Source organism: Desulfuribacillus alkaliarsenatis (assembly GCF_001730225.1).
Lineage (GTDB): Bacteria > Bacillota > Bacilli > Desulfuribacillales > Desulfuribacillaceae > Desulfuribacillus > Desulfuribacillus alkaliarsenatis.
The window spans coordinates 25,167-37,757 of sequence record NZ_MIJE01000031.1 but is presented as its reverse complement, the minus strand read 5'-3'; the positions used below and the strand labels follow the sequence as shown (position 1 = coordinate 37,757).

Here is a 12,591-nt window from a genome sequence, read left to right as displayed (position 1 = left end):
CCTATAATTTTTTATATCTATAAATAGCTATCTGAAAAGAAGGGTAAGCAAATGAAACTAGTTGATAACAACGAAATTTATAATAAAGATTTTAATACTAAAGATGTTGGTAAAAATATCGTTAGATTTGGTGAATACCCTTTTTCTATCGAAATAACATACCAGCGTATAGGCTTTGATCTATTAGTTACAATTGCTGGGGGCACAAAGCATCATATCGGAGCAGTCGCCATAGCTGAGTATCACCCTAGTATGAGTGACTCTACAAAGCCAAGTGCATCTACCTCTGTTGTTGTCATCACACCTCATAAAGAAGGTGAGATTGTCTATGAGGTAGCCAACCAGTTAGCTAGAGAATTTCGAACCAATGTAATTATTACTGGCGGAATCCATGTAGATAACGCTAGTAGTGAAGATATTCAATTGTTAGTAGATAATATGTATAAGGCAATCGAAATAGTAAAGTCTCGTCTCCATTGTACGAAAAATACATAGAGCTTACAATATAGCTTGACAAAAAAGTCTTATTTTTTTAATATATTATAATGCTTTGATAAATCATATCATTTTTAAGGAGCGGAAAACTGTGGAACAAACTAAAGGAAATCGCGTAGTAATAAGTGTAGTTGGACAAGATCAAAAGGGTATTATTGCTAAGGTGACTGCTATATTAGCAGATAAAAATGTAAATATTCTAGACATAAGCCAAACTATTATGCAGGGGTTTTTTACAATGGTAATGGTCGTTGACGTTAAGGATTACAATGGCGACATAGATTCTCTAGCGACATACTTCAAGCCACTAGAAGAAGAAATGGGTCTAAAAATTCGTCTGCAGCATGAAGATATCTTTAACTTTATGCACCGCATATAGAGAGGGGTCATTAAATTGGGTTTAGCATTACAAGAAATTATGGAAACCATCCGCATGGTCGAGATGGAGAACCTAGATATACGTACAGTAACCATGGGTATAAGCTTAAAAGACTGTGCTCATCCAGATGTGAATATTTTCAAAAAAAACATCTATAATAAAATCACTACAAAGGCTGCGGATCTTAAGGACGTTGCTGATAAGATTCAACGTGAAATTGGCATACCGATTATAAATCGTCGCATATCGATTACACCAATTGCTAATGTTGGTGTAAAGTATTCGTCAGCAGATTATGTAGAAATAGCTAAGACCTTGGATGAAGCTGCAAAGAAGTTGGGTATTGACTTCATAGGAGGTTTTTCGGCATTAGTACATAAAGGTATGACACCTGATGAGCAGAACTTGATTTTGTCAATACCAGAAGCATTAACAGTGACTGAAAGGGTATGTGGTTCAATATCTGTAGCCACAACTAAAGCAGGGATTAACATGGACGCCATCTCCTTAGTCGGAGAGACGATTGTTAAGGCTGCAGATAATTCAAAACATATTAACAGCTTAGCCTGTGCGAAGCTTGTAGTCTTTTGTAATCCGCCAGAGGACAACCCATTTATGGCAGGTGCCTTCCATGGAGAAGGAGAACCAGATGTAGTAATCAATGTCGGTGTAAGTGGACCTGGTGTGGTACTTCATGCACTTAAGCGTTACCCTGATGCTGATCTTGGTGAAATAGCTAACGTTATTAAGAAAACTGCATTTAAAATCACCCGTGCTGGTGAACTAGTTGGTAGACTAGCAGCCGAGAGATTAGGTGCCCAGTTTGGAATTATTGATTTATCACTAGCCCCAACTAATGCAACAGGCGATAGTGTAGCTGAAATATTAGAAGAGATAGGTGTGGAAGTCTGTGGTGCTCCAGGCACGACTGCAGCCCTAGCTCTAATGAATGACGCTGTCAAGAAGGGTGGAGCAATGGCGACATCATATGCTGGTGGTTTAAGTGGTGCCTTCATTCCTGTAAGTGAAGACAATGGAATGATAGCCGCTGTAGAAAAGGGTGCGTTAAGCCTAAGTAAGCTTGAAGCAATGACCTGTGTCTGCTCTGTTGGACTAGATATGATAGCAGTACCTGGTGACACCCATCCAGCTACTATAGCTGGTGTTATAGCTGATGAAGCAGCAATCGGTATGATTAATAAGAAAACTACCGCAGTCCGTATAATCCCAGTAGCGGGTATGAAAGCTGGAGATATGGTCGAGTTTGGTGGGCTACTAGGTAGAGCGCCAATCATGGAGGTCAGTCAATACTCTAGCGAGAAGCTGGTGCGCCGTGGTGGACGAATTCCTGCTCCGATTCAAGCCCTAACTAATTAAAACAGTCTATTTACTAACTAAATATCACTAGTGAATGTGAAGTTAATCACTATAAAGTAGTGATTATAACTATAAAAGTGAAAATACTACCATTAAATGTGAAATTAATCATATGAATATATTAACAAAACCTATAAGTCTACTGTGAAATAATGAAAAATTACATTATTTTAACAGAGGCTTATTTTGTTTTACTATAGCTTATTCTTATTTCGAGTATTTAAAGATACTTATATTACATAGGATTTTCTAAATATAAAAGTTTCAATAGGGAAAAACCCTGATTTTAACTCTGGCGCAACTAAGGGTTTTTGCGCTAGCATTTTAGGGATTTAACCTCTTCATAATATATTCAAATGTAAGTTACAATTGTACTAGGTTTTGAACATCATTGTTTAAATCTTTTTGAACCATTTATGAAGGGGGTAACGTTGATGAATTTAACAAGAAGAGGTTTTCTTAAGACCTCAGCGCTTACTGGTGTTACAGCAATCGCTTTACTAGGTTGTGATGACGCAGTAACGGACACAATTGTGGAGGACACAACTCCAATTGGTAATCTAGCAGAAGGTAAGTGGGTAGGTGCTGGTTGTACTGGTTGTACTTCATGGTGTACATCTCAAGCTTACGTTGTTAATGGACGTGTATTAAAGGTTCGTGGTAACGTAAATTCTAAGAGTAACAAGAAGAACAACTGTCCAAGAATGCACTTAGGTATTCAGCAAATGTACGATCCAGATCGTATTAGCTCACCTATGAAGCGTACTAATCCGAACAAAGGTCGCAATGAAGACCCAGGTTTTGTGCCAATTTCTTGGAATGAAGCAATGACTACAATTGCGCAAAAGCACAAAGAGTTAATTGATGCTGGTGAAACCCATAAGTTCGTATTATTTAGAGGTCGTTACACGAATAACAATGACTTAAACTACGGTCGTATGGTTCGCTTACTAGGATCTCCTAACAATATTTCTCATTCATCGATTTGTGCTGAAGCAGAGAAGTTTGGTCCTATGTACACAGAAGGATTTGGCGGATACCGCGACTACGATTTAGATTATGCTAAATATGTTTTATGCTGGGGAATGGACCCATTATGTACTAACCGTCAGGTTTCTAACTGGTTAAACAAATGGGGCAATGTGTTAGACCGTGCTACTGTAGCTGTAGTAGAGCCACGCTTAACTTCAACTGCAAGTAAAGCACATGAATGGCTACCTGTTAATTCTGGTTACGATGCTCCAGTTGCATTAGCAATTGCACACGTAGCTTTAGTTGAAGGATTATGGTACAAAGGATTTGTTGGAGATTTCACAGATGGTGTTAACAAGTTCGTAGCAGGTCAAGAAGTTGACGAAGCTAGCTTTGATGAAAAACATACACACGGTATAGTTAAGTGGTGGAACCATGAGCTTAAAGATAGAACTCCAGAATGGGCAGCTCAATTATCTGGCGTTCCAGTTGAGCAAATTATTCGTGTAGCACGTGGTATGGGTGCAGCAGCTCCTGCAGTTTGCGTAATGATGGGTGGAGGAGCCGTAATGCAACAGCGCGGTGGATACACATCGATGGCAATCCATGCATTAGCAGGTATCTTTGGTGGATCTGATAACCAAGGTGGAACACAACAAAATCCTCCTGGAGCGCTTCAAGGATTACCAGGCGCGGACGATTTCAATCTTTCTGTTCCAGATTCACAAAAAATTGACCAACGTGGATATTTAGAGTGGCCAAACTTAGCTACAGGTTCTACAGGCGTTAACTTGAACAGAGTAGCGGATGCTATCTTAGCAGAAAATCCGTACGATATTAAATTAGCTTATGGATATTGGGTTAACACACCATATTCTTGTCCTGAACCTGACCGTTGGGAGAGAGCATTAGCTAAAGTTCCATTCTTTGTTCACCATGTAGTGCATATGGCAGAGATGAGTTGGTACGCTGATATTCTATTACCATCAACTCATTCTAACTTTGAGCAATGGGGATCGTTACATCAGAAGCAAGATTTACACATGCACGTATGGTTAGCTAGACCAATAGACAAGCCATTCCCAGAGGCGAAGAACCCTGAGACTGAGTATGTATGGTTATTAGGAGAAAAGTTAGCTGAACTTGGAGTGTCTAACCTTATTGATTACTGCAAAACATTAGTTGATCCTGAAACTGGCAACCCTGCAACTTCAGCTGAAGAGTTTGATAAAATAGTAACAAAGATTAGAACACAACCAGCATGGGATCCAGCACTTGAAAGACCTGGAAACTTAGGAAGCTGGGAGCAGTTCGTAGAAGTAGGTGTATGGAACTCTACAAAATATGTATACAGATCTAAGTGGGATAACTATGCTACAGTAACTAAGAAATTTGAGTTCTATAGTGAAACCTTAAAAGATCGTTTACAGAAGTTTGCTGATAATGTAACAAACTACAAAGCTGCTGCTACAATTGATGAAGTAATAGCAGCAACAAACTATACTGCAACAGGAGATCTTCGTTTCTTGCCTCACTATGAGGAGCCAATTATCGAAGGTAATTCATCTGAATACCCATTAGTATTCGTTGACCACAAAGCTCGCTTAAATCGTGAAGGTCGTGCCGCTAACACCTCATGGTATCAAGAGTTTTCTGACGTAGACTTTGGTAGAGAAAAGTGGGGCGATACAGTTATCTTGCACCCATCAGATGTTACAAGATTAGGACTTGCTGATGGAGACAGCGTTGTAATTACTTCACCAACAGGTCAAGTTAGAAATGTTAAAGTACGTGCTTGGGAAGGCACCGTTCCTGGCCATGCAGTTAAAGCATACGGTCAAGGACACTGGAACTTCGGTAGAAATGCAGATGGTATCGGTGGTAATAACAACGATGTTATACCTGCTGTATATGAGCACTTAAGTGGTTCGACAGTATTCTACGCTTCTACAAGAGTAAAAGTAGAAAAGGCGTAATAGTCTAGGATAAATATTAATGGAGGTGTTTTGAGTGACTAAATATGCAATGGTAATCGATCAGCAAAAATGCACAGGTTGTGCGGGATGCTCAATCGCTTGTAAAGGCGAAAACAATATTGCTGACGGAATCTTCTGGTCTCACTATAAACAACAAACAACGGGTACTTTCCCTAATGTTAAATTAGAGTATATTTCAACTTTATGTAATCATTGCACGGATGCTCCGTGTGTAGAGGTTTGCCCTACTACTCCAAAGTCAATGTATAAGGCTGATAATGGAATGACTAAGTACAATTCTGATACTTGCATTAGCTGTCGCATGTGTGAAAGAAGCTGCCCATATGAGCAAATTTCTTTCAATGCTGAGGCTCCAACATTTGATGGAAAATATGAGACAGCAAAACCTCTTTATACTAACCCAGACCGTGACTTAACGGCTGAAGGTGGTACTAAAGGTATTCGTAAGCAAGGTCATGTTGAGAAGTGTACTTTCTGTGATCATCGTGTAGCTAATGGCCAAGTACCTCGTTGTGTAGAAACTTGCCCAGCTGACGCTCGAGTTTTTGGAGATTTAGATGATCCAAATAGTCAAGTAAGTCGACTAATCAATAACAACGAATATTTCGTATTGCAACCAGAGACTGGCGCAAAACCAAATGTTTATTACATTAAATCATACTCTCCGAAAGCATAGTAATCTAGATACAAAACCTATTATATAGTATTACATCTAACTCTCCCGCCTTAAATAGATGTTAAGTGTAGTTAGGAAGAAAATAGGTTTTGTAGTATAATGCTATAGGTATTTGGTAGAAGAGCGGTTTTGCCGCTCTTTTATCAAATATAAGAATATATAGTTAAACGTAAATAAGGAGGATACTAATGACACAAGACGTTTTAGCACCAGAAAGAGCAAGGGAAGCAGCTTTTAAGCTATTATCAGTTTGTTACGAGTTACCTTCATCAGAAATGAATAAGGTTCAGTTGTTTCAAGGCCTGATTCAGACACTCGAATTGCTAGAAAGTGACGCTGTTGAGGAAGCAAAAGCAATGAAAAAAATAGCAGACGAAACAGATAACTGGCTACCACTACAAATTGCATTCTCTAAACTGTTTGTAGGGCCATTGAAGCTGCTAGCAGCACCTTATGGTTCAGTATACCTGGATAAAGGACGCCAGATTATGGCACAATCGACAATGGATGTGCAAGTGTTTTATAACAAAGCTGGAATTGGCATTGATAAAGACAAAAAAGAAATACCAGACCATATTAAAGTTGAATTAGAAGCTATGTACGTATTATGTTTTAAAGCACGTGTTGCTGAACAAGAAGGAGATATAGATGAGGCAGCTCGATTTACAAAGCTACAAAATGAAATGCTAGTAGAGCATTTATCTACTTGGGTTGGAGAATTTACTAATGATGTAGAGAAAGAAACACCACATGATTTTTATAAGCATTTAGCACGTGTAACTAGAACTTTTATAAATGAAGAAAAAGCTCGCGTAACAGCATAGAATAATGTAGTTAGGGGTGAAGATATGGGCTTGTTTTCAAGGTTTATAAACAAATATATGGAGAAGAAACTTGTTGATTGCCCTATCGAAATTGATAAAGAGCGCTGCACTGCCATCGGTCAGCTTTGCCAGCAAATTTGTGTTCATAGCTGTCCTAATCAGGCAATTGCAGAAGGTGCTAAATCAATTGATGAAGCCCTGTGTCAAGGGTGTGGAAATTGTGTAACCAGTTGCCCCAATGGTGCCATTTCCTTTGTCAGCTTACATGATGATACCATTTTAAGAAATATTATTCATCATTGTAAGGATAAAACAACGGTAAGACTGAGCTGTAATAACTCGAAACACCATAAAACTTTGAAGAACCATAAAAATAGCAAATCAAATCAGGATGATTTTGACATAGAGCGATTGACGAGCATCAATGTTGACTGCTTATCTAGAATCCATCCAGGCTTAATGCTTGCCCCATTAGCAGTCGATGCTAAATATGTTTGGGTAGATGTATCAGGCTGCAAGGATTGTCCGAAAAATCGCGAAAATAAAGTATTAGAAAATATCAATTATAATTTCACAGAAGCAACAGAGTGGCTAACACAGCTAGAGGTTGATGAAGCGCGTTTAATGCTAGCTTCACACCTGCCTGAGCCAATACTTATTGCAACAAAAAAAGAAATTGAGCAGTCAAGTAATTATAATCGTAGAGATTTCTTTAAAAACATTGGAAAAGGTGTTAGATCAAATAGCGTTGGTGTATTTGGGGATGTAGCAGATCAGCTTGTTTCTGATGAAATCAAGAAGGAGCGTAGAAAAATCGCCCAAAATCAACGCACGAAAAGTGCTCCAGTGCAACGGGAAATTCTATTAGAAGTAATTAAAAAGCTAGCTGGGAAAAAGACTATTTCAGGGGATCTTTATTATTTTGATAAATTATCAATAGCAGATGGCTGTAATCTATGTAGTATATGCAGCCGTTTATGTCCAACAGGGGCAATTGAATTAGTAAAAGATAAAGAGAATCAAACAGGAAAAATCATATACAAACCATATAATTGTCTAGGGTGTCACAAGTGTGAGTCAATCTGCCCTAGTAAAAAAATTAAGTACACTGATAAAATAAAGATACATTCATTTGTTAATAAAGAGCAGATGCTGGTACTTAAGACTGAACTAGTAAAGTGTGTAAAATGTAAAGATTATTTCCATAAACAATTAGAAAAAGATGGAAAATGCACAATTTGTCAGAGATAAAAAATATTTTCATAATGATGAAAACGAATGAAACATATATATCCTCTTTGTCGTATATATAGTAGTTGGAAACAACAACTAATAACCGATAAGGAGGATTGTTTTGTATGCACACTAAAGGCAATAAACAATTATCACTAAAAATTATTTTAAGCACGCTTGCACTATCTCTAGTTATCGTTTCACCAATACATAATCTATTTGCAATGGAAATAATGCCGATTAATGTGAAAGAACAGATTGCAATTAAAGAACAATTAACTGAAAAGAAAAGCAATAATGAAGTAATCAGCAACGAAGAAATAACTAATAGGGGTCTCTTAACGGCGGAACAAGCCCTCGTACGTGCTAAGGAATTATTTGATATACCAAAGGAATTTGATTCTGTACATTCGAATTTTCAAGAGGATGTTAATGTAAGCTCTTGGAGCTTTCGCTGGTTTTCAACAATAGATCAGCATGGTGAGCTAACAATTAGAATTGATGCTAAAACGGGAACAGTTATTAATTATCACCATTACAATCCGTCTGAGTATTATGACAGACAATATCAAAGCTATATACCTAAGCACACCTGGGAGCAAGGTAGGCAGATAGCTGAGGATGTAGTGGAAAGATTCTCGGGTAAGTCTGCTGGCGAGTATCAATTAATAAGTGAGCCTCAGTATCCCCTGTATAAAGGCTTAAAGCATTACGAATATCGTTTTGAGCAATTAGTCGATGGGATTCCTTTTAAAGGGCAGAATATACAGGTAACTATCAACGCTGATACAGGGATAGTTAGAAGTTATTACATGCAATGGATTGAAGGCTTAGATACCAATATTACTAATACAATTAATAAAACAATTGCAGAGGATTTATTTATAGATAAAAATGGTATGGAGCTTGCTTACATTGTTCCATTTACCGCAAAACGTGATGAGCGTAATAGCGTAAAACTTGTGTACCGACCTATTAAAGCGTCTCAATTTGCTGTTGACGCTACTTCAGGTGAGGTTTTTGAACCAGCGCACTATTTAGACCGTTTTGGTTATGGTGGTATGATGGAAACCAGAGAAGATGCAGCGAAAGGACTGGACGGGTTTGAGCAGGCTGAGCTTGAATCTTTATCTGGCTTATTAAGTCAAGAGCAAGCGTTGTTGAGAGCGGAATCTTATGTAGATATACCAAGTAATTACAGACATGTGTATAGTAATATGGAAAGAAGCTGGGACTTTCCACAGAATCGTAGCTGGAATTTCCGCTGGGAGTACTATGAAGAATCAGAAGAAAAGCTAAAGCATGGCACAATAGAGATCGGTATTGATGCGATGAGTGGAAAATTAGTGCGCTTAATTAAATATCAATATCCAGAAGAGAATCAAAGACTAGAAGAGCATCAGTTACTCATCAAAGATGAAGAAACAGCCGTTAAAAAGGCTCAGGAGTACATTTCTAAACATTATCCAGAGCATATAAATAGTTTAAAGCACGTCAAATCTGAGGGATGGAAAATGCTTGAAGGTCAGGAGCTTCCGTTAACCTATCATTTACGATTTCAAAGAACAGTGAACGGGATAGTGTTTGACCAGAATGTAGTAGTTATTAACATAGATGCGCAAACTGGCGATGTGCAGTATTTTCAAATCGTATGGGCAGACTATGATTTTCCAAATCCTACGAATTTGATTAATGAGGAACGAATTCAACAGCAGTTTTTATCAGACAACCCATTAGAGCTGCATTTTATACGTGACTTTAATCAGCAAGAGCAATCAATGGACACTAAGCTTGTGTACACATTTACAAACCTAGAGAACACACTCTATGATGCGAAGACTGGTAAGGTATTAGACTATTTCGGTGAAGAGAAAAAAATGCAAGATGTTGTATTTAAGGATTTAGATAATCATTGGGCTAAGGAAGACATACGGTTTTTGCAAAAGTACGGTGTGCTACCGTTTACTGATGAATTTTTGCAGCCTAACAAAGCAATCACACAGAGAGAATTCGTGGAAATATTAATGAAAATTGAACGTCCATATACAAGGGATTTCTCTACGAAGGAAGTAAATTCATTTGTAACAGAACGCAGGTTATATATTAATGACAACGAGAGCAATTGGGCTGCTAATTCTAGTTTAAATAGGGAAGAAATGGCGCACTTACTGATTAAATTCTTGAACTATGATGAAGTAGCAATGCTTGACATCTTTAAAGAATCATTTGCAGACCATGATCAAATATCGGCCAATCGCAAGGGTGCAGTAGCTATTATGAACGGACTAGGCATTATGACAGGTGGTAGCAATAATCTGTTCATGCCACATAAAGAAGCAACACGGGCTGAAGCAGTTGTAACCGTAGCAAAGCTATTGCAAAAATAGTGATACTTAGTCAGGTGGAGTAAATAGCAGTTATTTCCACTCATGTTTTCCTTTCAAATGTGGAAGTCTACATTATGAAAGGGGGGTGACATTTCATGCCTAAAAAGAACAAACAACAACAGCAACAAAACCCTATGAACCAACAGCAACAGAAACAACAAAACCAACAAAACCAAGGTCAACAAGAGCAAACTGGCCCTAACCGCCAGCCTTAGGATTTGAACCTGAAATATAGTACCGAAAGGGCAAGTATCTACTGGGATACTTGTCTTTTTGTGGTGATAAAGGTACTGATATGTTACAATAGTTCTAATTTCGTACAATAATGCAAGTGAACTTTACAAGTAAAGCTGAGAGGATAGTTGTTTTGAAAATTGTAATTGCTAGCCCATATTTAAACTCAATGCGTGGAAACACAATGACTGCAAAAAGAATAATTAACACCTTAGAAGATACTGGTGTTGATGTAACTGGCATTAACTATAATGATCAAGATAGTATCTCAGATAATATAAAGCACATAGTTAAGAGTGACTGTATACATATACTTAACCCAATTCGCTACTTGCAGTCAGAAATGTACAAAAAACAGATGCATGTTACTAATAAGTACGGCATTACCTTTACAGGAACTGACTTGAATGTATATTTAGCCACATACCATAATCAAGTTCTAGAGTTGTTAAGTGGAGCCGCATTCATTACCGTATTTCATGAGCAAGCCTATAATTGTCTTATAGCTAAGTTTCCTAGCATTAGTTCTAAAACCCATATTGTAGGTCAAGGTTATTATGAATTAGGCTCAGATATTCAGAAGAGTGGGAATGCAGATGAGATTTTAGAATTCATTAAATTATCGCAGCAGCAGGGTAAGTGTGTGCTTGTACTACCTGCGGGTGTGCGCAAGATAAAGCGTATACAATGGGCAATTGAGTTAGTAGCTAATTACAATAAACTCAACAATAATAAACTTAATAGCACTCAACTGGTGCTGTGTGTAATTGGCCCAGTAATTGAGGCAGAGGAGTATGAGCGGGTAACTATACTTACACGGGAAAATCCCCACATAAGATATTTTAAAAGCATTCATCAAAAAGAGCTGATAGAAATCATAAGAATATCCGATATATTAATAAATTCTTCAGAGTCGGAAGGTCAATCGATAGCAATCATAGAAGCTTTTTATCAGCGCACACCAGTCATAGCTAGTAGGTGTCCAGGGAACGAACAAATGATTGAGCACGGCAAAAACGGCTATTTATTCAATGCTGAAGAAGAATTTAATACAGCAGTCGATGCTTTTATAAATAAACCTGATCAGACACTAATAATAGTTGACACAGCCCATGAGTTGGCAAAAGCTAATTATTCTACTGAGAACGAAATCGCTCAATATATTCAATTGTATAGGGGGTAGCTCTAATGACAAAAAAGCAGGCACAAGTACTAAAAATCTTAGACAAATTGGAGCAAATGTATCCTGATGCTAAATGTGAGTTAGAGCATACTAATGCCTTTGAATTACTAATAGCTACGATTTTATCTGCACAATGCACAGATCAACGGGTGAACGAAGTCACGAAATCATTATTTGTAAAATATAAATCGCCAGCAGATTATACAAGAGTAGAAGCAGAAGAAATCGCAGAGGATATATATGGACTAGGTTTATATAAAAACAAGAGTAAAGCAATCAAAAAGACGGCCCACATATTAGTGGAAGAGCATAATGGGGAAGTGCCAAGTGAGCGCATAGCCCTAGAAAAGCTACCAGGGGTCGGTAGGAAGACAGCCAATGTAGTGCTTAGTAATGCCTTTGGTGTACCAGCCATAGCTGTAGATACACATGTGTTTCGTGTTAGTAATCGACTTGGGCTAGCAGCAAGTGACAACGTATTAGAAACAGAACAACAATTAATGACCATCATCCCAAAGGGACGATGGTCACAGGCACATCATCAATTAATATTTCATGGTAGACGTATATGTTATGCACGCAAGCCAAACTGCAGTCAATGTCAATTAGCTGATTTATGTCAAAGCGCACTACTATTTTAGTAGCATTTCCCGTTCTTTAGCTGTTACGAACGTACGAGGCTGCTTTTTGCGGGAAGTTGTCATGAATCGTCGCCAGCCCTTAGAGCCGATAAAGTGTCCTACTATAAATGCCATTATTATATACACTATTTCAATCATAAACAGAACCTCCTGTCAGTGAACAACTTTAACATATTTCGACAAAAAATCCTAT

Annotated in this window: 11 protein-coding genes; 10 read left to right on the top strand and 1 reads right to left on the bottom strand. The window is 37.9% G+C overall.

The window, feature by feature from the left end; translation table 11 throughout:
• The first annotated feature begins 51 nt into the window (after positions 1–51).
• The 10 genes from lpdD to nth all read left to right on the top strand — a co-directional run bounded on the left by lpdD (position 52) and on the right by nth (position 12,398).
• Positions 52–495, top strand: a complete 444-nt coding sequence (gene lpdD / locus BHF68_RS09915; protein WP_069643500.1) for a prenylated flavin chaperone LpdD — start codon at positions 52–54, stop codon at positions 493–495.
• 91 nt (positions 496–586) lie between these two features.
• Positions 587–874, top strand: a complete 288-nt coding sequence (locus BHF68_RS09910; protein WP_069643499.1) for an ACT domain-containing protein — start codon at positions 587–589, stop codon at positions 872–874.
• A gap of 15 nt (positions 875–889) precedes the next feature.
• Positions 890–2,251 carry a PFL family protein gene (locus BHF68_RS09905; protein ID WP_069643498.1) on the top strand — a complete coding sequence of 454 codons (1,362 nt, stop codon included), beginning with the start codon at positions 890–892 and terminating at the stop codon, positions 2,249–2,251.
• Between the two features lie 434 nt (positions 2,252–2,685).
• Entirely contained in the window at positions 2,686–5,199 is a 2,514-nt protein-coding gene (locus tag BHF68_RS09900) for a molybdopterin-dependent oxidoreductase (protein WP_069643497.1), read from the top strand.
• Between the two features lie 34 nt (positions 5,200–5,233).
• Positions 5,234–5,896, top strand: a complete 663-nt coding sequence (locus BHF68_RS09895; RefSeq protein ID WP_069643496.1) for a 4Fe-4S dicluster domain-containing protein — start codon at positions 5,234–5,236, stop codon at positions 5,894–5,896.
• A gap of 188 nt (positions 5,897–6,084) precedes the next feature.
• Positions 6,085–6,720 (top strand): TorD/DmsD family molecular chaperone, encoded by a 636-nt coding sequence (locus BHF68_RS09890; RefSeq protein ID WP_069643495.1) that lies wholly within the window; start codon positions 6,085–6,087, stop codon positions 6,718–6,720.
• Positions 6,721–6,744: 24 nt separating this feature from the next.
• Positions 6,745–7,971: a 4Fe-4S dicluster domain-containing protein gene (locus tag BHF68_RS09885; RefSeq protein WP_069643494.1), complete on the top strand. Its 1,227-nt coding sequence runs from the start codon at positions 6,745–6,747 to the stop codon at positions 7,969–7,971.
• Positions 7,972–8,078: 107 nt separating this feature from the next.
• Positions 8,079–10,340, top strand: a complete 2,262-nt coding sequence (locus tag BHF68_RS09880) for a YcdB/YcdC domain-containing protein (protein WP_069643493.1) — start codon at positions 8,079–8,081, stop codon at positions 10,338–10,340.
• A gap of 367 nt (positions 10,341–10,707) precedes the next feature.
• Entirely contained in the window at positions 10,708–11,757 is a 1,050-nt protein-coding gene (locus BHF68_RS09875) for a glycosyltransferase family 4 protein (RefSeq protein ID WP_069643492.1), read from the top strand.
• A gap of 5 nt (positions 11,758–11,762) precedes the next feature.
• Complete coding sequence (gene nth / locus BHF68_RS09870) at positions 11,763–12,398, top strand: endonuclease III (RefSeq protein ID WP_069643491.1); 636 nt, start codon at positions 11,763–11,765, stop codon at positions 12,396–12,398.
• Here nth and BHF68_RS15380 read toward each other — a convergent pair.
• On the bottom strand, positions 12,390–12,536 hold the full coding sequence (locus BHF68_RS15380) for a hypothetical protein (RefSeq protein WP_176719922.1): 147 nt from the start codon (positions 12,534–12,536) through the stop codon (positions 12,390–12,392). The genes nth and BHF68_RS15380 overlap by 9 nt on opposite strands.
• Positions 12,537–12,591 lie beyond the last annotated feature (55 nt).

Bases quoted from the DNA above. Each gene is read 5' to 3' on its own strand.
- lpdD (WP_069643500.1), top strand. From the start codon at position 52: ATGAAACTAGTTGATAACAACGAAATTTATAATAAAGATTTTAATACT.
- BHF68_RS09900 (WP_069643497.1), top strand. From the start codon at position 2,686: ATGAATTTAACAAGAAGAGGTTTTCTTAAGACCTCAGCGCTTACTGGT.
- BHF68_RS09890 (WP_069643495.1), top strand. From the start codon at position 6,085: ATGACACAAGACGTTTTAGCACCAGAAAGAGCAAGGGAAGCAGCTTTT.
- BHF68_RS09885 (WP_069643494.1), top strand. From the start codon at position 6,745: ATGGGCTTGTTTTCAAGGTTTATAAACAAATATATGGAGAAGAAACTT.
- BHF68_RS09880 (WP_069643493.1), top strand. From the start codon at position 8,079: ATGCACACTAAAGGCAATAAACAATTATCACTAAAAATTATTTTAAGC.
- nth (WP_069643491.1), top strand. From the start codon at position 11,763: ATGACAAAAAAGCAGGCACAAGTACTAAAAATCTTAGACAAATTGGAG.
- BHF68_RS15380 (WP_176719922.1), bottom strand. From the start codon at position 12,536: ATGATTGAAATAGTGTATATAATAATGGCATTTATAGTAGGACACTTT.